This window comes from Sorangium sp. So ce362 (assembly GCF_051519845.1).
GTDB lineage: Bacteria > Myxococcota_A > Polyangia > Polyangiales > Polyangiaceae > Sorangium.
On the sequence record NZ_CP150332.1, the window covers coordinates 9,657,666 to 9,683,498 of the forward strand.

At 70.5% G+C, this 25,833-nt stretch carries 19 protein-coding genes; 14 read left to right on the forward strand and 5 right to left on the reverse strand.

Translation table 11 applies throughout. The annotated features are described in order from the left end of the window. Positions 1 to 47: 47 nt before the first annotated feature. Positions 48 to 1,313, forward strand: coding sequence for a hypothetical protein (locus WMF17_RS37160; RefSeq protein WP_437598118.1), 1,266 nt, complete (start codon positions 48 to 50; stop codon positions 1,311 to 1,313). A 41-nt stretch (positions 1,314 to 1,354) separates the two neighbouring features. Here the strand turns inward: WMF17_RS37160 and WMF17_RS37165 are convergent, their stop codons facing one another. Further along, on the reverse strand, positions 1,355 to 4,621 hold the full coding sequence (locus WMF17_RS37165; RefSeq protein WP_437598119.1) for an FG-GAP-like repeat-containing protein: 3,267 nt from the start codon (positions 4,619 to 4,621) through the stop codon (positions 1,355 to 1,357). Positions 4,622 to 5,108: 487 nt separating this feature from the next. Between WMF17_RS37165 and WMF17_RS37170 the strand changes: the two genes are divergently transcribed. The 4 genes from WMF17_RS37170 (at position 5,109) to WMF17_RS37185 (ending at position 11,919) form a co-directional block, all read left to right on the forward strand. After that, complete coding sequence (locus WMF17_RS37170; protein WP_437598121.1) at positions 5,109 to 7,397, forward strand: GumC family protein; 2,289 nt, start codon at positions 5,109 to 5,111, stop codon at positions 7,395 to 7,397. Positions 7,398 to 7,410: 13 nt separating this feature from the next. Further along, positions 7,411 to 8,979 carry an O-antigen polymerase gene (locus tag WMF17_RS37175; RefSeq protein ID WP_437598122.1) on the forward strand — a complete coding sequence of 523 codons (1,569 nt, stop codon included), beginning with the start codon at positions 7,411 to 7,413 and terminating at the stop codon, positions 8,977 to 8,979. 142 nt (positions 8,980 to 9,121) lie between these two features. After that, positions 9,122 to 10,387 (forward strand): glycosyltransferase family 4 protein, encoded by a 1,266-nt coding sequence (locus tag WMF17_RS37180; RefSeq protein ID WP_437598123.1) that lies wholly within the window; start codon positions 9,122 to 9,124, stop codon positions 10,385 to 10,387. After that, positions 10,384 to 11,919, forward strand: coding sequence for a heparinase II/III domain-containing protein (locus tag WMF17_RS37185; protein ID WP_437598124.1), 1,536 nt, complete (start codon positions 10,384 to 10,386; stop codon positions 11,917 to 11,919). Before WMF17_RS37180 ends, WMF17_RS37185 begins: the two co-directional genes overlap by 4 nt. Before the next feature lie 63 nt (positions 11,920 to 11,982). Here WMF17_RS37185 and WMF17_RS37190 read toward each other — a convergent pair whose 3' ends face one another. Further along, the gene (locus WMF17_RS37190) at positions 11,983 to 12,729 is read right to left on the reverse strand and encodes a class I SAM-dependent methyltransferase (RefSeq protein WP_437598125.1); all 747 of its coding nucleotides are present in this window, start codon (positions 12,727 to 12,729) and stop codon (positions 11,983 to 11,985) included. A gap of 67 nt (positions 12,730 to 12,796) precedes the next feature. Further along, the gene (locus tag WMF17_RS37195; RefSeq protein ID WP_437598126.1) at positions 12,797 to 14,308 is read right to left on the reverse strand and encodes a glycosyltransferase family 4 protein; all 1,512 of its coding nucleotides are present in this window, start codon (positions 14,306 to 14,308) and stop codon (positions 12,797 to 12,799) included. An 825-nt stretch (positions 14,309 to 15,133) separates the two neighbouring features. Between WMF17_RS37195 and WMF17_RS37200 the strand changes: the two genes are divergently transcribed. The 8 genes from WMF17_RS37200 (at position 15,134) to WMF17_RS37235 (ending at position 23,325) form a co-directional block, all read left to right on the forward strand. Continuing rightward, entirely contained in the window at positions 15,134 to 17,290 is a 2,157-nt protein-coding gene (locus tag WMF17_RS37200; protein ID WP_437598127.1) for a bi-domain-containing oxidoreductase, read from the forward strand. 173 nt (positions 17,291 to 17,463) lie between these two features. After that, positions 17,464 to 18,078, forward strand: coding sequence for a MerR family transcriptional regulator (locus tag WMF17_RS37205; RefSeq protein ID WP_437598128.1), 615 nt, complete (start codon positions 17,464 to 17,466; stop codon positions 18,076 to 18,078). Between the two features lie 17 nt (positions 18,079 to 18,095). Next, entirely contained in the window at positions 18,096 to 19,313 is a 1,218-nt protein-coding gene (locus WMF17_RS37210; RefSeq protein ID WP_437604343.1) for an IscS subfamily cysteine desulfurase, read from the forward strand. Between the two features lie 72 nt (positions 19,314 to 19,385). Then, complete coding sequence (gene iscU / locus WMF17_RS37215; protein WP_437598129.1) at positions 19,386 to 19,835, forward strand: Fe-S cluster assembly scaffold IscU; 450 nt, start codon at positions 19,386 to 19,388, stop codon at positions 19,833 to 19,835. 54 nt (positions 19,836 to 19,889) lie between these two features. Beyond that, the gene (locus WMF17_RS37220) at positions 19,890 to 20,369 is read left to right on the forward strand and encodes a HesB/IscA family protein (protein ID WP_437598130.1); all 480 of its coding nucleotides are present in this window, start codon (positions 19,890 to 19,892) and stop codon (positions 20,367 to 20,369) included. A gap of 57 nt (positions 20,370 to 20,426) precedes the next feature. Then, on the forward strand, positions 20,427 to 20,963 hold the full coding sequence (hscB, locus tag WMF17_RS37225; RefSeq protein WP_437598131.1) for a Fe-S protein assembly co-chaperone HscB: 537 nt from the start codon (positions 20,427 to 20,429) through the stop codon (positions 20,961 to 20,963). Then, positions 20,960 to 22,969 (forward strand): Fe-S protein assembly chaperone HscA, encoded by a 2,010-nt coding sequence (hscA, locus tag WMF17_RS37230; RefSeq protein WP_437598132.1) that lies wholly within the window; start codon positions 20,960 to 20,962, stop codon positions 22,967 to 22,969. The genes hscB and hscA overlap by 4 nt, the downstream gene beginning before the upstream one ends. Continuing rightward, on the forward strand, positions 22,969 to 23,325 hold the full coding sequence (locus tag WMF17_RS37235; protein WP_437598133.1) for a 2Fe-2S iron-sulfur cluster-binding protein: 357 nt from the start codon (positions 22,969 to 22,971) through the stop codon (positions 23,323 to 23,325). The genes hscA and WMF17_RS37235 overlap by 1 nt, the downstream gene beginning before the upstream one ends. A 43-nt stretch (positions 23,326 to 23,368) precedes the next feature. Here the strand turns inward: WMF17_RS37235 and WMF17_RS37240 are convergent, their stop codons facing one another. Both WMF17_RS37240 and WMF17_RS37245 read right to left on the reverse strand, forming a co-directional pair. Further along, complete coding sequence (locus WMF17_RS37240; RefSeq protein ID WP_437481426.1) at positions 23,369 to 23,644, reverse strand: hypothetical protein; 276 nt, start codon at positions 23,642 to 23,644, stop codon at positions 23,369 to 23,371. Between the two features lie 117 nt (positions 23,645 to 23,761). Continuing rightward, the gene (locus WMF17_RS37245) at positions 23,762 to 24,877 is read right to left on the reverse strand and encodes a glycosyltransferase family 4 protein (protein ID WP_437598134.1); all 1,116 of its coding nucleotides are present in this window, start codon (positions 24,875 to 24,877) and stop codon (positions 23,762 to 23,764) included. 357 nt (positions 24,878 to 25,234) lie between these two features. Between WMF17_RS37245 and WMF17_RS37250 the strand changes: the two genes are divergently transcribed. After that, complete coding sequence (locus tag WMF17_RS37250) at positions 25,235 to 25,789, forward strand: DUF4142 domain-containing protein (RefSeq protein ID WP_437645759.1); 555 nt, start codon at positions 25,235 to 25,237, stop codon at positions 25,787 to 25,789. Positions 25,790 to 25,833: the final 44 nt, after the last annotated feature.

Below are 25,833 nucleotides of genomic sequence, written 5' to 3' on the forward strand. Positions count from 1 at the left end.
CCCCCTGTGGCCATGCGCGCCTCTGTCCGCCTCCAGCGAAGCGCCTTGTGAAGCTGTCGTCGTTGCCGCGCGCCCTGATGCACGGGGGCACGGGGGTCGCGTTCGCCGTCCTCCTGCCGCGCGCCGTCTCGCTCGGTTCCCAGTGGGTGCTCGCGCTCTCGGCCCAGCCCGCGGCGCTCGCCACGTTCGCCAACTACACGTCGCGAGGGATGGTCGTCGTCTCGCTGGTCGCCGCCGGCCTCGCGCCCATCCTGGCGCGCCGGACGCGCGCGCTCGCGACGAGGGCGGGCCGCGCGCTCGCCGGCGGCGCGCTCGCGATGATCGCCGCGATCGCCTTCAGCAGCACGCTCGCCCACGAGCTCGCCTTCGGGCTGGGCGGCGCGGCGGGGCTCGTCACCGCGTTCTTCAGCGCGTGCACGCTGCTCGCCGCCGCCGCGCCCAGCATCTGGCCGCTCTTCCAGCGCGAGGGCCGATACCTTCAGGCGCTCGCGGTGCTCCTCGTCTTCTCGCCTGGCGCGTCCATGCTGGCCGCGCTGAGCGGCCGCCCCTGGGCCGTCGCGACGGCCATCGGGCTCGCCGGCGCCTCGCCCGCGCTGCTCCTGCTGCGTCCGACCCGGCTCCGGCGCGCTGCCCGTTATGCGATGCTCATCATCCGGCGCGCGGCCCCGCACTCCATCGCGAACTTCTCGACGGTGGTCGTCTATCCCATCTCGCTCAGCGTGAACCTGAAGTACATCGGCGAGCATCGGGTCGGGCAGCAGGTGCTCTACTGGTCGTTCGCGCTGGCCCTCACGAACGCCTCCCAGGCGTTCGCCGCGCGTGCCGTCGCGGGCGCGAGCGGCTCGGGAGACGAGGCGACCTGGCACACGCGCGCCCTGCGCGCGTGGCTGCCGCCGGCGGTCGCGCTCTCGGCCGCCGGTGCGCTCATCTACGTGCTCTTTGCGATCCCGATCCCCTGGCTCCCTCATACGGGGGCTGCGCGTGACGCCATGACCGCGACGATGCTGGTCTCCGCGACCGGTCCGCTCATCACCGACGCCCTGTGCGTCTACTTCTCGGGCCCGCGTTCGCGCCGCGCGCTCCCCGTCGGCAGCGTGCTGAGCAGCGCCTGTGTCGCCGGGTGCCTTCTCCTGGCGCCGGGCCCCCTGGTCCGGCATTTCGGCGTGTTTGGCCCGTCGGTGCTGGTCGGCGTGGCGCGCCTCGCCTTCGTGCTCGACGCGCCCATGCGACGGTACGCGCTCGGAGCGATGGTCCTGCTCATCGCCGCGTTCGCCGTCGCGCTGGCGCTCGGGCCGGGCGTGAGCTTCCAGTAACTCGCCTCGACCTGGGGGAACCGCTGGCCCGTGTCGGGCAGCTAGCCACGTCGAGGCCAGGCTCGCGCGGTGCTCCCGCGGCGCGCCGCGCGCCGGCCCGCCGGAGCGGCCGCCGTGGCCCGGGCCCTGCCGAGGGCGAGGAGCGCGAGCGCGATGCCGCCGAGGCCGGCCGTCCACGAGGCGCCGGGTTGCCCGGGCGTCTCGGAGCAGACGCAGCCCCGGCCGTAAAGGAGCGTGTCCCCCGGCAGCGCCACGTCAACACCGCCCACGCCGACCCCGACCCCGCCGGCCCCACCGGCCCCGGTCCCGCCAGCGCCGGACCCGCCGGCCCCAGCCCCACCGATGCCGACACCACCGGCCCCACCGGCCCCACCGGCCCCGTCTCCACCGGCGCCGCCTTCGCCCTGCGGCATACGCACGATCACCCCGTCCGAGCCGCGATCCGGGGAGAGCCCGGCGGCGGAGACCGCGCGGACGCCGACGTAGTACTTCGCCCCGTCGAGGAGCGGCAGCCTGCTGATAGAGGCCTCGGTGACGTTGCCGACTTCCCGCCACGCCGGCGAGCTCACGTAGTTGCCCTCGCCGCCCACGACCGCCACCTGGTAGGACGTGGCCGTCGGGACCTTCGACCACGCCACGTACAGCGTGTCCCGGGTCTCGATCTCGTCGACGTCCTCGCTGGAGCCGTTCGTGCTCGGGTCGATCTCCCAGACGTAATCGGGGGCGGGCAGGTTCTCGTGCCGCAGGTTGTAGAGGTAGCCGTCCGCGACGCTCACGACGATGTCGTCATGGCCGTCGCCGTCGGTGTCCGCGAGGATCGGCGCGCCGACGGGCTCGCCGAAGGCATGGGACCACAGGAGGCGCTCCGAGCACGCGTCGACCGCGTAGAGGAAGCCGTTCGTGGAGCCGACCACGACGGTGGGGCCTGCGGCCGCGAGCCCGGTGAGGTTCTGCGAGATCGCGGCGTCCCCGAGCTGGCCCATGACCGCGCCCGCCTGCTTCGCCGCTTGCTCGTCGGCGAACGAGGCGTCGCCGGCGAGCACGACGAAGCTCGACCGGCCAGCGCCGGGGCCGTCGAGCTTTGTGAACGAGAGGCGCGCCGGGTACACGAACGAGCCCTCGACGAGGAGGGGCCTCCCGTCGCACCTGGCGATCGCGCCGTGCGGGTACGGGCGGCTGCCCACGGGGCCCCTCCAGAGCGCGGCGCTCAGATCGTGCGGCAGCGTCCTCTCGGGGTGATACCCCCCTTGCAGCGTCATCTCGAGCCGCTCGTCTCCCGACACGTCGGCGAGGATCGGCATGAAATAGGGCAACCGCTCCGTGCTCTCGCCGAGGGCGCTGCCGTCTCGGCCCGACAGCACGCGGGCGGAGTTGATCGCCACGGCGACGTCCTCCGCCCCATCTCCGTTCCAGTCGGCGATCGCGACGGCCTGGGTCCCGGCCGAGGCGTTGATGTCATGCTTCCATCGCATCCCGCCGCTCCGATCGAGCGCGAGGATCTCGGTGCGATAGGTGGGATCGACCGTGAGCGCCACGAGCTCGGGCGCGCCGTCGCCGTCGAGGTCTCCGTGCAGCACGTCCCACGCGGGCGGCTTCTGCAGCGCGGTCTCGCTCGTCTGTCGGCCGTTCGCGTCGAGCGCCACGACAGCGTACCTCGGCGGATCGACGAGCGGGTGCCGCCGCCTGAAGCACGCGAGGGTCGCCGGCGAGCGGTCGTCGGCGGGCCAGATGGAGGCGCCGAACGCGTCGATGACGCGCCAGGCCGCCTTGGCCGGCGCGACATTGCTCGCGCCCTCGGACGCGATCCGCAGGAGATCTCCCCGGCTGTCGACGACGACCACGCTGGCGGCCGCGTCCCCCGGCGACAGCTTCGCCGCGATGGGAGCGCGGCCGAAGTCCACGTACGCGCCGGGGCCTGTACTGTAACTGCCGACGCGCAGGCCCGGCACGACCTCGCGCCCCTCGTGCATGAGGTTCATCGGCGCGAGCGAGGCGTCGAGCAGCGCGACGAACCCGTCTTGGCGGGAGACCATGAGCCGCGGCGACGCCGGAGACGTCGCCGCCGGCACGTCGAGCGCCGCGACACCGACGCCGAGGTCGACCCGGTAAACCGCGGCAGGCGAGGCTCCGGCCGCGCGCGTCGTGTACGCGGTGAGCGCCACCGGCGCCGAGGTGGCTTCGAGCACGATCTCGCCGCGCCCGTCACCGTCGAGATCCGGCGTGACCAGCGCCTGGCTGAGCCCCGTCTGCTGCGCTCGCCCCCAGTCGAGCCGCGTGCGGACCAGCTCTCCATCGAGCGACCAGAGCCGCTCGACGCGCTGTCCAGCTGCGCGGCTGAACCGGAACGCCGACACGCGCTCCTCGCGCGAGGTGAGGATCCACTGCCCCGCGCCGTCCTCCCCGGGGATCGCGCCCTGCGCGATCTCCTCGGGGATGACGGCGAGCTCGGCGCCCGTGGCCGCGTCGAGCACGAACGACGTCCACGTCTCGCCCGTCTTGCCGCTCGCCAGCACCTCGAGCGCGCCGTCGCCGTCGAGATCCCAGGCGAGGCGCGTCGGGGCCCGCGCGTCGCCGCCGTCGTTGGGGCTGAGCGTCTTTCGCCAGACGACGGCCAGCGATGGGCTCTCGCCCGGCCTGTACGCGAGCAGGGAGACATCGCGCGCCCCCTCGCCGCTGAACACCCGATTCTGAAAGCAGAGCGCCCGCTGGGGGCTCCGGGGATCGCCCAAGGTCACGGCCTCGCACGACGCGCCGCCGAGGTGCGCTCCGACGATCGCGGACTCGGCGAAGACGTCCCCAGCCCCGGAGACCAGGAGCAGTCTGTCATGAGAAGATAGGAGGAGATCGGCTGTTCCGTTCCCGTCCCAGTCGCCCACGGTGTCGATCGAGGCGTTGCAGTGCGCGCGTTTCGGCGGGGAGGGCAGCCTCTCCACGGCGCTGAACCCCCTCGCGAAGCTGTAGATGACGCCCGGGCTGTCGGTCCGCACCGAGCAGCAGCCGCACTCGTCGAGGAACAGATCGAGGTGGCCGTCGTCGTTGAAGTCTGCGAGGCGCGCCGCGCCGAGTACGCCGAGCTCCGAAGCGTCCTCCATCCAGAGGACGACCCCGCTCGCCCCATCGAGCACGGCCGCCCCCGCGCCGGTCAGGACGATCACCTCGAGCAGGCCGTCTCCGTCGAGATCCTCGACGGCCTGCAGGGTCCGGAAGCCCATCGAAGGGGTCTTCCAGCGGGTGAAGCCCTGCGGATCGGAGAGCGTCACGCGCCCTCCGGAGGCGAAGAGCAGGTCGATCTCGCCATCCTGGTTCACGTCGCCTGCGAACACGCTTCTGGAGGAGAGCGCTCCGCCCAGGTACGAGCGCCAGTAGGGCGCTGGCTTGACGATATTGCTCGTGGACGGCGTGGCGCCCGTGCGCTGCGGGTCGTGACGGGCAGAAGGCCAGTCTGCGAACGCGTCATTTCCGGCGAAAAGGAGCGCCGAGCACGCTGCCATCACGCCTGCACGAGTGACGATCGATGACCGTGTCATTCTGCTTGTCCTCAAACGAGCGAGCGGAGCACGCGGCCGAAGTGTAGTCCATCCCGGCGGGGCGGCAGCCGCGAGCAAAAGTCCTCCCGGCTGGCACCTCTGCCGCGCCCGCGCCCGGGCATTCGGGCCGTAGACAGCCCGAGCCGCGCATGTTATACTACATCTGCTCCCATTTCGGAACGCCGGCTTGAATTTTGGGGTCTTGGGGCGCACCTTAGCCCTCCGCGCGGACCCCTACCCTGGGAAACGCGCCTCTAGCGCACGACTTATGGCCGACGAACTCAGAGCCCCCTCGGCATCCCTGTCCCCAAACGACGCTTCCACCGAGCGCTCGTTCGATCTCGTGGCGGCCTTGCGCATCGTTAGCAAGCACTGGGCCACCGCGCTCTCGACGCTGCTCTTCGTCGCCCTCAGCGTGACGTTCTACACGCTCGGGCAGAAGAAAATTTATCAGTCGACGACGACAGTGCAGCTCGATCCGAACCCTCCGAGGCCGCTCGGCCGCGGAGTCGACACCGTGGTCGACATGGGCGCTGGGTCGTACTGGAACAACCGAGAGTACTACGAGACCCAGTACAAGGTCATCCGGTCGATGCGGGTGGCGCTCGCGGTCGTCGCCCAGCTCAACCTGCAGAGCGACGCTTACTTCCTGGAAAACCTCCCGAAGGAGGCGGCGGCTCCCGCGCCGAAGACCGTGACCGCCGAGGAGGCCGCGGAGCTCCTGCTCGAACGGCTCTTGATCGAGCCGGTGAAGGACAGCCGCCTCGCGGTCGTGCGCTACATCGATGCGGATCGCGACCGGGCTCAGCGCGTGCTCTCGACGCTGATGGATGTTTACATCGAGCAGAACCTCGATGAAGCGCTCGCCTCGACGAACTCGGCGGTCGACTGGCTGAGGATACAGCTCGACAAGCTGAAGAACGACCTGGAGGCGAGCGAGACCTCGCTCCACGAATACAAGCTCAGCAATGACATCCTCGACGTGGATTTCGAGGACAAGACCAACCTGCTTCGTGAGGAGATGAAGCAGATCAACGACGCCCTCACGTCCGTGCGCACGCGACGGGAGGAGTTCGCCGCGAGGAACCACGAGCTGTCGAAGGTCGACCCGAACACCCCGACCGACCTCCCCGCCTCGGAGCTCATCCAGAGCCCGGTCCTCCAGATGCTGCGCGCGCGCCAGGAGGAGTGCGTCCGCGAGCGCGACGCGCTCATCGGCTCTGGCAAGGGCGATAACCACCCGGACGTCCGCGCCGCCAACGAGCGCATCACCGCCAACAGGAACGCGCTCATCGCCGAGGTCAAGAATGTTCAGGGCGCGGTGAGCCGTGATCTCGCCATCGTGAAGCGCCAGGAGACGGGCCTCGCGGCGCTGCTCGAGGACTCGAGAAGGCAGGCCTTCGGGCTGAATTCTCTGAAGATCGAGTACGACCGCCTCCGCAGGACGAAGGACAACACGGAGAAGCTCTACCAGCTCGTCCTCGAGCGCACGAAGGAGAGCGATCTGCAGCGGATGATGCGGGTGAACAACATCCGCGTCCTCGACAGGCCGAGCCTCGCGCTCACCCCGCTGCGTCCCCGCGTCGGGACCAACATCGCGGTCGGCATCTTCGCCGGGCTGCTCCTCGGGATCGGGGCGGCGCTGGGGCGGGCGTTGCTCGATCGCACGCTGAAGACGCCGGATGAGGTGGAGCGGGAGCTCGGTCTACCGCTCCTGGGCCTCCTGCCGGAGTTCGACAAACGGGGCAAGAAGGAGGCTGAGCTCCGCAAGGCGAACCGCCGCGGCAGGCGCGCTGCCCAGCCGGGCCGGCGCGAGCTCGTCGTCCATGATCAGCCGAAGAGCGGGATCGCGGAGGCGGCCCGCGCGATCCGGACCAACCTGCTCTTCATGTCGCCCGACCACCCCTACAAGACGCTGCTCGTCGCGAGCGCCGGGCCCGCGGAGGGAAAGACGACGGCGTGCTGCTGCATCGCCGTCGCCATGGCGCAGGCAGGACAGAAGGTCGTCCTCATCGATTGCGACCTCCGCAAGCCGCGCCTCCATCACATCTTCGGCAAAGGCATGGAGATCGGCGTCACGAGCGCGCTGCTCGACGACTCGGTGGTCGACGACGAGAGCGCGCTCAGGACGGAGGTGGAGAATCTCTATGTCATCCCCGCGGGCCCCATCCCGCCGAACCCGGCGGAGCTCCTGCACAGCGATCGCTTCAAGGCGCTGCTCCGCAAGCTCCAGGGCCGCTTCGACCGCGTGCTCATCGACAGCCCTCCCCTGCTCGCGGTGACCGACGGCACCGTGCTGTCCACGCTGGTCGACGGCACCGTGCTCGTCGTACGAGCATCCGTCACGACGCGCGACTTCGCGCGCCATGGGATCCGGGCGCTCTACGACGTCGGGGGCAAGACGGTGGGGGTCGTGCTGAACGCCGTGAACCTGAACCGGCAAGAGTACGGCGTCTATCACTACTACGGCTACAAGAGCGACGAGCCGTACCAGACGCCTGCCGAGCCGGCGCCGTCCGACCCAGCGGGACCGCCTCCGCCTCCTCTGCCCAATTGAGGAGCGCCGGCCCTTGCTCTCCTCCTTGAGGCTCCCCGGCGCACGGGGCATCCCCCGCGCCCGCGGCGCTCGGCGCGCCGCCAAGGCAGCCCCCGCCGAGGCGAGGCCGCGCCGCGTCCGGCTCTGGGCGACGATGCTCGTCGCCGCCCTGGCGACGCTCGGCCCCATCCTCGAGGGGACGCTCGGCGACGGGCTCGGGTGGACCGTCGGCCTCGTGGTCCTGATGCTCGCCCCGTCGCTCGCCCGCGCCGGCGGTCCCCGCTTCCATCCGCTGGATCCGGAGACGTACGTGCCGGCCACGTACTTCCTCAGCGTCGCTTACACGCCCGTCCTGCGGCTGCTCATGTCCACCGGACTCCATCTGTCGAGCCGTGACGAGGCGGCCATGGAGGTAGCCTACGTCGGCGCAGCCGGATGCGCGCTCGTGTGCACCGCCCTGAGCCGGGCCCCCGAAGCGCCGAACCTCGAGCGCCTGGTGCCGATGCACAACCCGAAGGCGATCCTGGACCAGGACTGGGGGACAATGGCGGCCGGAGCGCTCGGGATCGGGCTCGTATTCGCGTGGATCGCCTCGATCGGCCTGGGGAGGTTCTTCTCGCTGAGCTACGGGGCCACCCACCTGGAAGGGCATGGCAAGGGCCTGTTGATCGCCGGCTGGTACCTGATCCAGATCGCGGCCGTCTATTTTTTTCTCCGGATCGCGTCGCTCCGCAAGGCCCGCCTGCGGGTCCCGATGACGGTGTACGTCGCCGGGACGCTGCTCCTCATGACCTTCCTGCTCAACACGGCGACGGGACGGCGAGGCCCTCTCATCTTTGCGATCCTCTCCGTCGGGCTCGGGTTGCATGCCTTCGGTGTCCAGATCCGGCGCCTGTGGCTGGCCATCGGCATGGTGTGCGTCCTCTTCTACGGCATCGCGATGGACGGCGCCCGGTTCAAGCAGGGCAGCGGGCTCGACGCGCAGATCGAGTCAGCGGTGCTGCGCCTCGATCAGACAGAGAACGTGCTGGAGATCGGCGAGCTCCAGCGCGTCTACGATAACCTCGTCAACATCGTGAACGAGAGGCCTCCCCTCGTAGCTTACCCGGGCGAGAGCTGGATCAACGCCATCCTCATCCTGGTGCCCAAGCCGATCTGGCACGAACGGCCGCTCGCGCTATCGGAGCGCTATGTCATGTGGATGGATCCTGACTTTGCGCGCCACGGCGGCGGCTTCGCCATGAGCGCCGCCACCGAGGGATACCTGAACCTCGGCTTCCTCGGCACGTTCCTCCAGATCTCGGTGATGAGCGCCGTCTTCTTCATGCTGCCGCTCCTCATGGCAGCCGCGCGCGATACGCCGCTGTTCGGCCGTGCGACCGCCGTGTGCCTCGCCTCGTTCGCGTACTACCAGTTCCGGGGCGAGCTCAGCTCCCTGCTCAAGATCACGCTCACGCTGGGGGCCGCGATGCTCGTGGGGGTCCTGATGGCCTCGGTCGCCAAGCACGTGCGGCACAAGCTCTCTGCAATGGGTACAGTGCGCCATGGATCTGAGCGGCCCCTGCGCCAAGCACGCCTCGGCCAGCCGTCGTCGAGCCAGTAGGGTCCCCGCGCTGCCGTCCGGCGACCGACCGACGGCCTCGCCTCGCGACGAGGCCGCGGCGGCCGCGGACGCGAACGGCTCCACCAAGAGAACGGCCGAACGAACCCCCAACGAGAACCTGGCCTGAAGCGCCACGCGGACCATGCGCATCCTTTACGTCTCCCCTTACTTCCCGCCCGAGCCGGGCGCCCCCGCGGCGCGCGTATCGGAGCTCGCCCGAGCCTGGCGCCGCACCGGGCACGAAGTCACCGTCCTCACAGGCCTTCCGAACCACCCGACCGGGGTCGTCCCGCCGGAGTATCGAGGTCGGCTCCGCATCGAGGAGGACTTCCATGGAGTGCGGGTCCTCCGCACGTGGATCTACGCCGCCCCCAACCGGGGCAAGGTGCGTCGCTCGCTCGCGTACGGCTCGTTCGCCGCTTCCGCCCTCACGCTCGCGCAGCGCGCGTTGCCCCCGAGCGACGTGCTCATCGCGACGAGCCCCCACTTTCTCACGGCCGTGGCCGGCTACGGGCTCGCCAGGCTCCGCCGGCTGCCGTTCGTGTTCGAGGTGCGCGACCTCTGGCCCGAGTCCATCGTGGCCGTGGGCGCCCTCCCGGCAGGGCATCCGGTCGTGCAGGGGCTCACCATCGTCGAAGAGCAGCTCTACCGGGCGGCCGACGAGATCGTCGTCGTCACGCAGAGCTTCCGCGAGCGCCTCGTCGCCCGAGGCGTGCCCGCCGACAAGATCGAGGTCGTCCGCAACGGCGTGGATCTCGGTCGTTTCACGCCGTCGCCGCGCGACACGCCGCTCCGGGCGAAGCTCGACCTCGGGGACCGCCTCGTCGTGGCGTACGTCGGCACGCACGGGATGGCGCACGGCCTCTCCGCGGTGCTCGAGGTGGCGAGAGGCCTGCTCGCGCGCGACGACATTCGCTTCCTGTTCGTCGGAGAAGGGGCGGAGCGGGCGAGCCTGGAAGCGCGCGCGCGTGAGCTCGGGCTCACCAACGCGACGTTCCTCGGCGCGCTCCCGCGCGACGCGATCACCGAGGTGTACGCCACCGCCGATATCTGCCTCGTTCCCCTGCGCAAGACCGAGCTCTTCGGGACCGTGATCCCCTCCAAGATCTTCGAGATCCTCGCCATGGCGCGCCCGGTCGTGATCTCGGTCGACGGCGAGGCACGGGCGATCGTCGAGGAGGCGCGCGCCGGCATCTTTGCTCCGCCCGAGGACGTGCCGGCCATGACCCGGGCCATCGTCGAGCTCGCGTCCGATGCCGACAGGCGGAGGCGCATGGGCGAAGCGGGGCGGTCCTACGTCATCCGTTCGTTCGATCGCGACGCCCTCGCGCGCGACTACATCGAGGTGCTGGAGCGCGTGGTCCTTCGCTCGGGCTCTCGCGGAGATCAGCGGAGAAGCAGGCCATGAACCTCCCGCGGGTCGCCCGCACCGTGGCGCAGCTCCACCCCGTTCAGGTGCTCGCCCGTCCGATCGCGCTCGGTCAGCGCGCGCTCGGCAAGGTGCCCACCGCGGCGCGGCCTCCGCGCCTCCGCCCCGGCTTCGCCCCGCCGAGCGCGCGCTTCGCGGCCTTCGCGGACGCCGAGAGAGCGCGCGGCGGCGCGCGCCTGGCCGCGATTCCCGAGGGGTCGCTGCTGCATGCGTACGAGCGCGCCTACGGTTATGAGCTCGGGGCCGACCCCACGCTCCAGGCCCCGGGCACGTGGGACGCCCCCATCGCGTCGCATCCCTTCCCCGCCTCGGTGCGCGCCCGCCGGCTTGCGGTCGCCGCGCGCCTCGGGCGCCCTGGGCTCTCGGCCGAGCTGGCGCGCGCTTGTCGGGCCGTCGCGCTCGGCCTCGAGCTGCACCTGCTCGCCAACCACCTGCTGGAGAATGCCATCGGGCTCGTGTGCGGCGGCGCGGTCACCCACGGGTTCGAGGCCGAGGCGTGGTGGACGCTCGGCTCGGCGCTCCTCGCCTGGCAGCTTCCGGAGCAGTTCCTGGACGACGGTGGGCACTTCGAGCTCTCCGTCTCGTACCACCTCGCGCTGATAGCCGGGCTGCTCGAGGCGATCGAGCTCACGCAGGCGTCGGGGCGCGAGGTGCCCGAGCTCTGGCGGACGACGGCGCGGAGGGCGCTGTCATGGGCCGCCGCTGTCCGCGCTCCGGACGGCACCTACCCCCTGTTCAACGACGCCGCGCTCGACGCCGCGCCCGAACTCGATCGCGTCCTCGGCCTCGGCGCGGAGCTCGGCCTGTTCGAGCCGGCCCGAGCGCCCGGCGCAGCGCTGGACGACGGGGCCTCGCTCCAGCATCTCGCCGCGACCGGCTGGGTGATCCTGCGGTCCGGCGCTCGGGCCTGGCTCGCGTTCGACGCGGGGGCGGACGGGGCCTCGTATCAGCCCGGCCACGTGCACGCCGACGCGCTCACGTTCGAGCTGTGGCTCGGGGGCGAGCGCGCTGTCGTCGACTACGGCGTCTCCAGCTACAAGGCGGATCGCGACCGGGGGGAGACCCGGGCCACGCGCGCGCACAACACGATAGAGCTCGGCGGCGCCGACTCGAGCGAGGTGTGGAGCGCCTTCCGCGTCGGCCGCCGGGCGCGCGCCGAGGTGCGCCGGATCGAGCAGGCCCGCGCGCATGTCGCCGTGGAGGCCGAGCACAACGGATACCGGTTCCTCCCCGGGGCCCCCGTGCATCGACGGGTCCTCGAGCTCTCCGAGCGCGAGCTCGCGATCCACGACGAGATCCTCGGCGGCCGGACGAGCGCGTGCTCCCGGCTCAGGCTCGACGAAGCCACCTGGCGGAGCCAGTCGATCGCGATCGAGGGCAGGGGGCTCACGCCGGACCGGAGCTCGGGTGTCTGGTTCCCCTGCTTCCGGCAGCCGCGGGCGGCGGTGGTCTTCTCGGGGAGCGGCCAGGTACGGGGTGGCTGGCGCGGCGGGTTTCGCATCCGGTGGTGACCGCTCCTCGCCGGGAGCGCCGGGCGCCGCGACGACCTCGCGTCCCCGCGCGAGGGCCGCGCTTCACTCGCGCACGAGGCTGCCCGTGAGCGTGATGCGGAACGGCGCGAGCGCCTCGACCTTGTCGAGCAGCAGGTGCAGCGCCAGCGCTGCCTGGTGGAAGCCGGGGAAGAACACCGTATAGCTCGGGTGATCGACCCCCGTATAGAGCTTGTCCACGCGGAAGCCTGTCGCCTTCGCGATGCGGCGCACGGCCCACACGGTGTTCATGCGGAAGTAGGTCTGGTACGGCTTGGGGTTGTTGCTGCCGTTCGACGCGCGCAGCATGCCCACATAAAAATCGTGGAACCACTGCGGCGTCAGGTGCGTCGCGAGCCCCGAATACGACAGGAGATTGGGCGCCGTGAACACGAATCGCCCGCCTGGACGCAGGAGCCGGTGCGCCTCGCGCAGCACCGCCTCCGGCCTCTCGAGGTGCTCGAGCAGGTGGTCCGCCGCGATCGCATCGGCGCAGCCGTCCGGCAGCGGGACCGACTCGCCGAACGCGCAAACGTGCTTTGGCGCCGGGTTGCGCGCGAGCGCCTGCTCGTCCGGATCGACGGCGTAGATGGTCTTCCCGTCGAGCGGCACGGTCGCCACCTTGCCGAACCACAGCGGCCCGCAGCCGAGGTGGATCACGTCCTTCGCGGGAAGGACCGCCTCGTCCACGAGCCCCTGGTAGGCCTTCCAGTAATGCTCGCGATCCGTCAATTTGTAATAAAGCGCGTTCGTCTTTGTATTGAAGTCGACGGCTTTACGGATGATCTCCACGTTCTCTCCTAGGTCGTTCGTCCATCTGGCCTGGCGGCGCGAGCCCGCCAGCCGCTGGAGGAAGGGCTCAAACCACCGACAGGCGCCCCTGGGGAAGCGGCTCGAGCGTGCGCGAGGACGGCCGGCGCAGCAGCAGCCGCTCCGCCGAATCCGCCACGAGCTGCAGCAGCATGTCCGCCTGCGGGCTGACCGCGCTCTCCTCGCTGTCCCAGCGGAACCGCAGCTCGACGGTCTCGCCGGCGAGCTCGATCACGAACACCGCGACGACCGCCTCACGGAGCTGCAGCGGCGTCGCCGTGTCCCGCGTCCAGGTCCAGGGCTTCACACGCGCGTTGCCGTTCGCCCCCTTGGAGCTCACTTCCATGGCCAAGAGCCGCGCCTCTGCCGCGAAGCGCTCGAGCACCGCGCGCAGCCGCTCGGGGCCGCTCGCGGTCTCGATCTCGAGCAGCGCCCGCGGCACCGCGCGGCGCAGCGCCTCCACGACCATCTCGCGCGGGCGCTTGGCGGCGGCGGGGCGCGCCCCGAAGAGCGCGAACGAGCCCGCCGCGCGCACCACCATGAAGAGCACCGCGCTGCAGGCCAGCAGCGCGAAGCCGATCTCGTGCGAGCGGCCGACGTACGCCACCAGCGCGACTACGGTGAAGAGCAGGCTCAGCCCGTAGAGGATCAGCACGGCGCCGCGGTGCGAGTGGCCTTTGTCGAGCAGCTTGTGATGGATATGCGACCGGTCCGCCGAGAAGATCGGCCTGCGGGCGATGAAGCGCCGCACCATCGCCGAGATCATGTCGAAGATCGGCAGGCCCAACGCGAGCAGCGGCACGAGGACCGCGAGCGCGGTGCCGCCCTTGTGCGTGCCCACGCCGAAGAGCGGGATCGCCGCGAGCATGAACCCGAGGAACATGCTCCCGGTGTCGCCCATGAAGATCGTCGCCGGGTGGAAGTTGTGGAACAGGAATCCGACGATCGCGCCGGCGAGCGTCGCCGCGAGCAGGCAAATCACAAGGTTGCCCGGGTAGCCGCCCAGGTATGCGGTGATGAAGTTGGCGACGCACGCGAAGAAGCCCACCCCCGCAGCGAGCCCGTCGAGCCCGTCGATCAGGTTGACGGCATTGATGATCGCGACGAACCAAGGGATTGTCACGAGGAAGGACAGCGGCCAGAAGGAGACGTGGCCGAAGTATGGCAGCGTCACACACTCGAGGCGGAGCCCGAAAGCCCACGCGAGCGAGGCTGCGAGGATCTGCGCGAGCAGCTTGTGCCGGGCGCGCATTCCCTTGATGTCATCCCAGGCGCCCGCCGCCGCGATCGTCAGCCCGCCAGCCAACAGGCCGACCACCAGCGAGTGCTGCGTGAACCACTGAAGCGCGATCTGCGTCTGCAGCGCCACGAGAATGAAGAGAGGCAGTATGAAGCCTGCCACGATGGCGAGCCCGCCCAGGCGCGGGATGCATCGGGTGTGCACGCGGCGCGCGGTCGGCTCATCCACCGCCCCCACGGTGAGCGCCAAACGGCGCACGAGCGGCGTCGTCGCCCAGGAGAGCACCAGCGCAAGGATGACCGCAGTGAGCGTACTTACCATCGCTCTCCTTCCCTTGGGGAGTCCCGCCCCCCTTTGGTGCAGCGCGGAGCGCGATATTCATAGCCCGTCATCATAAAATGCCAGAAAAAGCCTTCGTCGATGTGCCCCTACTACCCCATGCAAGCGCCTGAGACAACCGGCGAGCAAGGTACGGACACAAGTGTGAGACGCGAGTCAGTAAAACCCCTAGTAAGCTAACCTTCCGTCATGGTGAGAGATCGCACATTTTACATTTACACTGTAATTATTCAAGCTCAAGGGCGTTCCCGGTGGCCTGTTGAGCGGAAAAATGCGGCCCTGGTGCCCACCGATTACCGTGTTGTCGCGCGGCTCGTGGGCAGCCGACTCGCACTCAGACGTGCTGTTCGCTCGAGCTCCGGCGGTCTCCGGCGGTCTGTGGCTCGAGTACAAAGCGCCTCACCGTTCGTCACAGGTGCGATGCGCAGCAACGAGCTGCCCGTGACGGCCGTGTTCGAGTCGCTCCCTCCTCCACGGCGCCGTTGGCCCGGAGGATGCCTGTGTCGAGCTCAGCAGCACCAGCCCGCCATAGGCATCCTTGCCGCGCCCCAGAAACGGTTCTTCCCGGGGTGCCTCTTCGGTTGCGAAGAGCCCGTCAGAGCATGACACATCATGGCTCGACCCATGAGGCGGAGTCCCGGCCCGCCGCGCCGTCGCGCCGCGCCCCCGCGGGGCATGGAGCGCGCGTGCCGCAGCGGCTCGCCGATCAACGCCAGCAGCGCGCCCCGGGGCAGTGTATAGGAGCGAGCTCCATCGCGCCAGCGCGCGCCGATGGGCACTGGACAGGTAGGTTCGAGGAGAGTCGGCATGCGTCAGGTATCTCAGAGTTATCGGACGGGGAAGCTCGCGGTGGTGGACACCGCGGCGCCCCGCGCGCCCGCGGGCGGCGTCCTGGTGGACACGACGGTCTCGCTGATCTCGGCCGGCACGGAGCGCGCCATCGTCGACATGGCCCGCAAGAACCTGATCGCGAAGGCCAAGGAGCGGCCGGACCTCGTCGCGAAGGTCATCGACAAGGCGAAGCGCGAGGGCGTGCTGGCCGCCTTCGACGCCGTGCGCACCAAGCTCGACAACCCCATCCCGCTCGGCTACTCGCTCGCAGGCCGCGTGGCGGCCGTGGGCGCCGGGACGGCGGGCTTCGCGCGCGGCGACCGCGTCGCGTGCGCTGGCGCGGGCATCGCCAACCACGCCGAGGTCAACGCGGTCCCGCTGAACCTCGTGGTGCCGGTGCCGGACGGCGTCACGGACGAGGAGGCCTCGTTCGTGACCGTGGGCGCGATCGCGCTGCACGGCGTGCGGCTCGCCCGGCCCACGCTGGGCGCGAGCGTGGCGGTGATCGGCCTCGGGCTGCTCGGGCAGATCGCGGTGCAGCTGCTCGCGGCGCACGGCTGCGACGTCATCGGCATCGACATCGATCCGGCCAAGGTCGAGCGCGCCAAGGCGCGCGGCGCGGTGGCCGGCGCGGTGCCCTCGCGCGAGGACCCGATCGAGGTCGTCCGCGCGTTCACCCAGGGGCGCGGCGCCGACGCGGTGGTGATCACCGCCTCGTCGCCGACGAACGAGCCGCTCGTCACCGCGGGCGAGCTCGCGCGCGATCGCGCGCGCATCGTGATGGTCGGGCTGATGCCGATCGACGTGCCGCGCAAAACCTACTTCGACAAGGAGCTCGAGCTCGTCGTCTCGCGCAGCTACGGCCCCGGCCGCTACGACCCCGACTACGAGGAGCGCGGCCGCGACTACCCGATCGGCTACGTGCGCTGGACCGAGCGCCGCAACTTCGAGGCGGTGCTGCGCGCGATCGAGACAAAGCGGCTCGACGTGCAGAGCCTCGTGACGCACCGCTTCGCCTTCGAGGACGCGCTCGACGCGTACGCGGTGGTGACCGGCGAGCGGCGGGAGCCTCACCTGGGCGTGCTGCTGACCTACCCCGCCGGCCGCGCGGAGCAGCCCGCGACGGTGGCGACGGCGGCGACGCACGCGCGGCGCGACCGGTCCACGCTCGGGGTAGCGATGGTGGGCACCGGCGCGTTCGCGTCGAGCGTGCTGCTGCCAGCCCTCGCGAAGACCGCCGGCGCGAAGCTCGTGGCGACCGTATCGGGCCGCGGGCTCTCCGCGCGGCACGCGGCGGACCGCTTCGGCGCCGCCCACGTGCTGGCCGATCTCGACGGCGCGCTGGCGCTGCCCGACGTCGACGCCGTGATGATCGCCACGCGGCACGCGGGCCACGCGGCGCAGGCCGCGAGGGCGCTCGCCTCGGGCCGGGACGTGTTCCTGGAGAAGCCCGCCGCGATCAGCGAGGACCAGCTCGCCGAGCTCGCGCAGGCCGTCGCGGGCGCGAAGGGCCGCCTGCAGGTGGGGTACAACCGCCGCTTCGCGCCCTTCGCCATCGCGGTGCGGGAGGCGTTCGCCCAGCGGCGCGCGGGGCTCGTCATGGTCGCGCGCATCAACGCGGGCCGCGTCCCCGGCACGAGCTGGATCGCGGACACGGCCGAGAGCGGAGGGCGCATCGTCGGCGAGGGCTGCCACTTCGTCGACCTCTTCTCGTACTGGGCGAACGCCGAGCCGGTCCGGGTGAGCGCGCACGCCATCGGCGCCGAGGGGGCGTACCACCGCGACGACAACGTCATCGTCACCCTGACCTTCGGCGACGGCAGCGTGGGGACGCTGATCTACACGTCGATGGGAGATCCCAGCGTTCCCAAGGAGAGCTACGAGGTGCTCTGCGAGGGCAAGGTCGCGCAGCTCCACGACTGGCGCGCGCTCTCGCTGACCGAGCGCGGCAAGACCCGCACGACGCGCGCGCTGAAGGCCGACAAGGGCCACGCGGCGCAGATCGAGGCGTTCGTGCGGGCGTGCAACGCCGGAGCGCCGAGCCCGATCCCCTGGAACAGCATCGAGGCGACGACGCGCGCGACCTTCGCGATCGAGCGAGCGCGTGAGGACAACACGAGCGTCGAGCTGTAGCGCCCGCCGGCCCACCGTCGCGCCCGGCGTCCCGCATCGCCCTCCACCACGGCGCCACGCCGCTACGTCGGCGCCAGTACAAGCCGGTTGACAGCCTCCGTCCAGCGCCCTAGAAGGTCCGCAACCCTCACGCATACGTAAGGGTCAGGGTTTCAACCTGGCGCAGCGCACCTATGACGACACGGCACCACCTTCCTGTCGCGCACGAGCAGAGCACCGGCGGGTCCATCCTGTCAGGTACGTCCAGAACGGATGCGCTCGGGGGTTGCGCTGAGGCCGAGGAGGACGATCGCCTCCTCCAGGTGGGCGATATCGCCAAGGCGACCGGGAAGACGGTGCGGGCCATCCACCACTACGAGGAGGTGGGGCTGCTCACGCCGCACGCCCGCTCCAAGGGGCGCTACCGGCTCTACGACCACGCCGCCCTCAGCCGGGTCCGGTGGATCGGCAAGCTCCACGACCTCGGCCTGTCGCTGAGCCAGATCCAGCAGATCGTCTCGACCTGGGAGGCGTCCTCGTCGGCCCCCGGCGCGATGTCGCGGATCCGGGACGTTTACCAGCAGAAGCTGGAAGAGGTGCGGGAGCAGATCGCGCACCTCGAGAACCTCCAGCACGAGCTCGTCGCGAGCCTCGCCTACCTCGACACCTGCGAGACGTGCGACCCGGCAGAGCTCGTCGCCGCCTGCACGAACTGCAATCTTCACGACAAGAGCAAGGCTGAGCCCGAGCTCGTCGCCGGGATCCGCGGCGGCAATGGGCATTGCCGCCAGGGCTCGAATCACCGCTGAGCGAGAACATCATGGCCATCCAACTTCCGATCTACATGGACTACCACGCGACGACGCCTGTCGATCCGCGTGTCCTCGACGCCATGCTGCCGTACTTCAACAGCAAGTTCGGCAACGCCGCGAGCCGGAGCCACGTCTTCGGCTGGACCGCCGAGGAGGCCGTCGGCCACGCTCGCGAGACGCTCGCCAGGTTCATCGGCGCCTCGAACCCCAAGGAGATCGTCTTCACCTCCGGGGCGACCGAGAGCGACAACATCGCCATCAAGGGGGTCGCCGAGTTCTACAAGGACAAGGGCAACCACATCATCACGAGCGTGATCGAGCACAAGGCGGTGCTCGACACCTGCAAGCGGCTCGAGAAGCAGGGCTACGAGGTCACCTATCTCAAGGTCGACAAGTACGGGATGGTCGATCCGGACGACGTCGCCAGGGCGATCACCGACAAGACGATCCTCGTCTCGATCATGCTCGCCAACAACGAGGTGGGCACGGTCCAGCCCATCGCCGAGATCGGCAAGATCACGAGGGCGAAGAGCATCCTCTTCCACAGCGACGCGGTGCAGGGGGTCGGTAAAATCCCCTTCAACGTCGAGCAGATGGGGGTCGACCTCGCGTCGGTGACGGCCCACAAGATCTACGGGCCGAAGGGCATCGGCTGCCTGTATGTGCGCAGGTCGAAGCCGCGCGTCCGCATCACGTCGCAGATGGATGGCGGCGGCCACGAGTTCGGCATGCGGTCCGGCACGCTCAACGTGCCCGGCATCGTCGGGTTCGCCAGGGCCGCCGAGATCCTCATCGAGGAGGGCGAGGCGGAGTCGGCGCGCATCCTGTCGCTACGCGAGCGGCTCCGGGCCCGGCTCTGGAAGGAGCTCGACGCCATCCAGCTGAACGGCTCGCCCGATCGGCGGCTGCCGGGCAACCTCAACGTGTCGTTCAGCTTCGTCGAGGGCGAGGCCATGATGATGGCAATCAAGGACGTGGCGGTCTCCAGCGGCTCGGCGTGCACGAGCGCCAGCCTGGAGCCCTCCTATGTCCTGCACGCGATGGGCATCGGCGACGACCTCGCCCACTCGTCCATCCGCTTCGGGCTCGGGCGCTTCACCACCGAGGCGGAGGTCGATTACGTCGCTGACCTCGTGATCGCCAAGGTGAACAAGCTGCGCGACATGTCGCCGCTCTACGAGATGCACAAAGAGGGGATCGACCTCAACAGCGTGCAGTGGGCGGCCCACTGAGGCGCGGCGCGGACAGCGCCGACCCGGCAGAGCAAGGTTTCGAGACGAAAGGAAACGGTCGAGGAGAGAGCCATGGCATACAGCGATAAGGTCATCGAGCACTACGAGAACCCCCTGAACGTCGGCACGCTCGACAAGAATGACGAGCACGTCGGCACCGGGCTCGTCGGCGCTCCGGCCTGCGGCGACGTCATGCGCTTGCAGATCAAGGTCGGCGAGGGCGGCGTCATCGAGGACGCGAAGTTCAAGACGTTCGGCTGCGGTTCGGCCATCGCGTCGTCGTCGCTCGCGACCGAGTGGCTGAAGGGCAAGACGATCGACGAGGCGGAGACGATCAAGAACAGCATGATCGCCGAGGAGCTCCACCTGCCGCCGGTGAAGATCCATTGCTCGGTCCTCGCCGAGGACGCGATCAAGAGCGCGATCGCCGACTTCCGGGCCAAGCAGCAGGCGAAGAGGGAGCTCACCGGCGCGGCGCCCTCAAGCGTCGCCAAGAGCACCGCGTCGGCGAGCGCGGAGTAACAGCACCGGCTCCGGGGCGGAGGCGGCCCGGAGCACCGCAGAGGGAGCAGCGCCATGCAGAGCAGCGAGGAGACGACCACGACCACGCCGGCGGACGCCGGGGCCTACCCCGCGCCCGCCACGACGGCGCACGCCGCGCCCGCGCAGACCAACGGGACCGCGGCAGAGGCGGAGGCCAAGCCGAAGCGGACGCTCGCGGTGAGCGACGCGGCGGTCCAGGCGGTCCGGGCCCAGCTCGCCAAGCGCGGCACGCCCGAGGGCGCCATCCGGGTCGGGATCCGCGGCGGCGGCTGCTCCGGGTTCTCCTACGTCATCGAGTTCGATGACAAACCGCCCCGCTCCGGCGATCTCGTCCTGGAGTTCGCCGAGCCGGACAAGGCCACGGTGCGCGTCTTCTGCGACAAGAAGAGCATCCTCTACCTGGGCGGCTCGGTGCTCGACTGGGAGAAGACGCTCATGTACCAGGGCTTCAAGTTCAAGAACCCGCAAGAGGCGACTCGCTGCGGCTGCGGGCACTCGTTCACGGTGGCCTGAGCCGCCGCAGGGGGCGCCCCGCCCTCGCCGCCGAGGCGCCCCTCCCCAGAGCACGTGATGACCGATCCCTTCGATATCCTGGGCGTCGAGCCTCGGTTCGACCTCGACCTGCGCGCGCTGGAGCAGCGCCACCGCGATCTCTCGCGCGCGCTCCACCCCGATCGCTACGCGGGCGCCCCCGCGGCCGAGCGAAGGCTCGCGCTGGGGCGCGCGATCGAGGCGAACGACGCGCTGCGCGTCCTCAGGGATCCGATCCGCCGGGCCGATGCGCTGCTCCAGCGCGCCGGGATCGCGCGGGGCGAGGAGGGCGAGCAGAAGGCCTCCCCTGCCCTGCTGATGGAGATGATGGAGTCGCGCGAGGAGCTCTCCGAGGCGGCGAAGCAGGGCGATCCCGCCCGCATCGCGCGCCTCGGCGGCGCGATGCGGGCGCGCGAGCAGGCGACCCTCGCCGCGATCCAGGCGGCCTTCGCTGCCGCAGGGGACGACCCGGAGCAGCTGAAGGGCGTGCTCGCCATGCTGAGCGAGCTCCGCTACATCCGGCGCTTCCTCGACGAAGTGAGCGCAATCGAAGAAGACATCGCGGATCAGACATGACCCTCCTCGAAATTTTCGACCCCAAGGCAAGGCCCAGCCCGATCGGCATCGATCTCGGGACGACGAACTCGATCGTCGCCCGCGTGCGCGACGGCCGGCCGGTGGTCATCGACGACTGCAACGGCGAGCGGCTCGTGCCGTCGGTCGTGCACTACGACGACCGCGGCAGCGCGATCGTGGGCCACAGCGCGCGACGGCTGGCGCAGGGCCACCCGCGCGAGACGATCGTCAGCGTGAAGCGCTTCATGGGCCGCGACGCGAACGACCCGGAGACGCGGCGGCTCGGGCCGTACGAGTTCGTGGAGCCGAAGGGCCCCGAGGACGCGAAGAGCGTGCGCTTCAAGGTGCGCGACAGGGTCGTGACGCCCGTCGAGGTGTCGGCGGAGATCCTGAAGGAGCTCCGCACCTCGGCCGAGCGCGAGCTCCGGTCCGTCGGCGGCGCCGTGATCACGGTGCCGGCCTACTTCGACGACGCCCAGCGGCAGGCGACAAAGGACGCCGGCCGGCTGGCCGGGCTGGAGGTGCTGCGCCTGCTCAACGAGCCGACGGCCGCGGCGCTCGCGTACGGGCTCGACAAGCAGCAAAACGGCCTGTTCGCCGTCTACGATCTCGGCGGCGGGACGTTCGACATCACCGTCCTCCTGCTCGACAACGGGGTCTTCCAGGTGAAGTCGACCGGGGGCGACAGCGCGCTCGGCGGCGACGACATGGACCGGGCGCTCGCCGAGCGGCTGCTCCAGGAGATGGGCGCGACGCGGCGCACGCCCGAGGTGGTGCGGCTCGCGCTCGACACCGCCCGCAGCATCAAGCACGCGCTGACCGACGCGGAGCGGGTCGAGATCGAGCTGCCCGTGCAGGCGGACGAGGCGAGCCCAGGCCGGCCTGGGTCGAAGCTGATCACCGTGACCCGCGACGAGCTGAACGCGCTCATCGCGCCGCTCCTGGAGCGCACGGGCGTCGCCTGCCGCCGCGCGCTGCGCGACGCGGGCGTCCAGGCCGCGGACGTCGACGGCGTGATCCTCGTGGGCGGCGCGACGCGCGTGCCCTACGTGCGCGACTACCTGGCGAAGCTCTTCGGCAAGGCGCCGCTCAAGGACATCGATCCGGAGGAGGTCGTGGCGCTCGGCGCGGCCATCCAGGCCGACATCCTGGCCGGCTCGATGGAGCGCGCGGACGAGGTGCTGCTGCTCGACGTGCTGCCGCTGTCGCTCGGCATCGAGACGATGGGCGGCGTGGCCGAGAAGATCCTGCCGAGGAACACGACGATCCCGGCGGGGGCGCGGCAGGTCTTCACGACCTACGCGGACAACCAGACCGGGTTCGATCTGCACATCGTGCAGGGCGAGCGGGAGCTCGCCGCCGACTGCCGGTCGCTCGCGCGCTTCGTGCTGAAGGGGATCCCGCCGATGCCCGCGGGCATGGCGCGGCTCGAGGTGACGTTCCGCGTCGACGCCGACGGGCTGCTCGGCGTGGCCGCGCGCGAGCTGACGACCGGGGTCGAGCAGAAGGTCGAGGTGAAGCCGAGCTACGGGCTGACCGACGAGGAGGTGGAGAACATGCTCCTCGCGGCGCTGGACCACGGGGAAGAGGACCTGCTCAAGCGGCGGCTGGTCGAGGCGCGGGTCGAGGGCGAGCGCGTGGCGATGGCGACGCGCAAGGCGCTCGCCGCGGACGCCGATCTGCTCGGGCCAGGCGAGCGCGAGGCGATCGAGGGGGCGCTGAGCGCCCTCGACGCGGCGATCCGCGGGGACAGGCCGGGGCTGATCCAGGCGCGGACGGACGCGCTCGACGAGGCGACGCGCGCGTGGGCGGGGCGGCGGATGGACCGCGCCGTGGCCAAGGCGATCGCGGGCAAGCAGGTCGAGGACGTCGAGGCAAAGGTCGCGGCGGCGAGGGGCGTGGACGCGCACCTGGCCGAGCACCGAGGGGACGACGCGAGCCGCGGGCCGGCCGAGACGGGCGGCGCGAGCGCGGCATCAACGAGCATCGAAGCGAGGAGGAGCTGATGGTCAAGGTCCGCTTTCTGGCCCACGGTCGCGCATGGGAGACCGAGGTCGCGGTGGGATCGACCGTCCTCCAGGCATCGAAGGCCGTGGGCGCCCCCGAGGGCGACGCGTGCGGCGGCGTCTGCGCGTGCTCCACCTGCCACGTGTACGTCACGAAGGGGCGTGAGCTCCTCAGCGAGGCCGAGGAGGACGAGGAGGACATCCTCGACAAGGCGTTCGACGTGCGGTCGAGCAGCCGCCTCGGCTGTCAGGCGACGATCCTGAGAGACGGCGAGATCGAGGCGGAGATCTCCCGGGAGAGCCTCGACGCGTTCTACAACGAGCACCCGAACGCGAAGGATCCGCGCAAGGGCTGAGCCCTGCGCGCGCCCGCTCAGCGCGGGCCGACCGGGGCCGGGGCTAGGACGGCGGTCTCACCTTCGCCGTCGGCGGCTTCGGCTCGCGCGGCGCGGGCGGGGGGTTGCGGAGCTTGTCGAGCTCGGTGCGCGCCTCCGTTGTGATGCGCCGAGCGATGTGGGCGAAGGCCGAGGCGGCCTCCCTGGCGGGCGGCGTCGAGACGATCGCGACGAGGTGCTGCGCGGCCGTCTTCCTGCCGACGGGGACGAGGAAGAAGGTCAGGGCGGCGAGGAGGAACACGACGCCGTTCGTGAGGCGTTTGAAGAAATCGCCGACCACAGGCGCCGAGGGTAGACAGAGCCAGCGGCCGGGGCCCAGTTCTTGGGGTCTTTTGCCCCGCAACGCGGCGCCGCCTCCCGCGCTGCCCGCCCGGGCGCGAGCGCCGCCGTGGGCCCCTCAGCGACCCAGGAGCTGCTCGTAGATCACCATGAGCTTCGATGCGTTGTCGTCCGAGCCGAGGGACAGCCGGCCATGGCTCCGGTCGGACAGCGCGCGCTCTATGGCGCGCCGGAGCGAGCTCGCGCTCCCTGTCTCGAACAGGGACGCGCCCTCGGGACGCGCCACGCAATCGGAGGCGATCACCTGCTTGCCCAGGTAGCCGGCTTCGCGGAGCGCGACGGAATCGCCGTCTGTCGTCGTCGGCCGGAGGAAGATATCGGCCAGGCTGAGCAGGTAGGAGAAGCTGCCTGGATCGAGATCTCGGAAGACGAGGCTGTGCTCGCTGCCATACTCGGCGAGCCCTCGCTCGACCTCGGCGACGTACGTGCTGTCGTATTGCGAATAAAATACGACGATGAGGCCGGGCTTCGCTCCCGTCTCGCGGTGGAGGAGCTTGAGGGCCTCGATCGCGACGTCGAAGCCATAGAGCCGCAAAGCGAATCCGGACACGAGGAGGAGGTCGCCTGTCGCCCTCCGCAGCGGCTCGACCCGGGCATCGAGGGTCGCGTCGCGCACCGGCGTCGGCGGCAAGAAGGCGGGGAGACACGAGATCCGGCCGGGAGCCACGCCGAGCTGCTCCAGGAACCGGACCTGATCGTGATTGACGGCGATGCAGTGGTCGAACTGCCGGAGGACGGTCGCCGCGAGGCGCTTCGCGAGCCCGCCGCTGCGCTCGTAATTCGAGATCATTCTCCCGCCGTGCATCGTGATGAGCTTCGAGCTACCCGGCGGCAGCGACGCAAAAAGGGGGATCGCCGCTGTCGTGAAGTTCGTGAGGGCCGAGACGTGGAAATGGACGAGGTCGCGCCCCCGGCGCCTGAGGTGCGCCATCGCGCGAAGCAGGCGCGTCGGGGCCCTCCCGGCGCCGCACCGGTGGACGGAGAAGGACGTCGGCGCGATGGGCAGCGACGGAGACGCATGGACGTCGATGACGTCCACGTCGAACCGGCCCTGCGCCAGATGGGCTGCGCGCTGCACGTGCACGCTCACGCCTCCATAAGGCGGAGGATAGCCGCCGACGAGGACCAAACCGGCCCTGTCCGAGCGGCACGCGCGCGTCGATCCGGAGTCCATCCGCCTCGATACAAGGCCCAGCAGGAAGGATCTGTCAACTCGAATCCCCCGCCTCGGCGCGTGCGCTGCCCCGGCGCGTCATCGCCGTCCGCTTCGTTTGCGCCGGCTCCTTCAGCGCTCGTTCGATGAAACGCTCGCTCGGCGCTCGCGGCCGCCACGCGCTCGCCCCCCCGCCGCGCCGCCGCAGGCGGGCCGCCCCATGCTCTCTGCCCCTTGCCAGAGCGATGAGGTCTCACGACAAACGACGGGTGGCTCGACCCGGAGGCGCCGAGCAGTGGAGTCCGGCCGTGCCGGTCCCATGGAGCGCTCGGCATGGCCGCCCGGCGAGAGCCGGACAAGGACAAGGAGGGGACTGAGATGCTCAAGCCTGTTCTATTCACCATCATGCTGGGGGCGGCGATCTTGCCGGCCTCGACGGCCGCGCAGGGGCAGGGCTCGACAGGGCAGCAGGCCCAGGGCGGCGACACCAAGCTCAGCAAGTCTGATCGGGAGTTCATCGAGAAGGCCGGCCAGGGGGGGCTCCTCGAGGTGCGGCTCGGGCAGCTCGCGCAGCAGCGCGCCGCGAGCCCGGAGGTGAAGCGCTTCGGGCAGCGGATGATCGACGACCACTCGGCGGCGAACAAGCGGCTCGCGCAGCTCGCGCAGCAGAAGGGCGTCCTCGTGCCGCAAGAGCTCGATCAGGAGCACCGCGAGAACGTCGACAAGCTGTCGAAGAAGACGGGAACCGAGTTCGACCGGGCCTACATGAGCACGATGGTCGACGACCACGAGCACGACGTCGAGAAATTCGAGAAAGCCTCGAAGGAGGCGAAGGACGCCGAGCTGAAGGCCTTCGCCGCCGCGACGCTGCCGCAGCTGCGCGAGCACCTCGCGCAGGCGAAGCAGATCCACGGCAAGGTGAAGGGGAAGTAGCGGCGCGAGGGCGCCGGCCGCGCGGCCGGCGCTCGGCCGAGGGC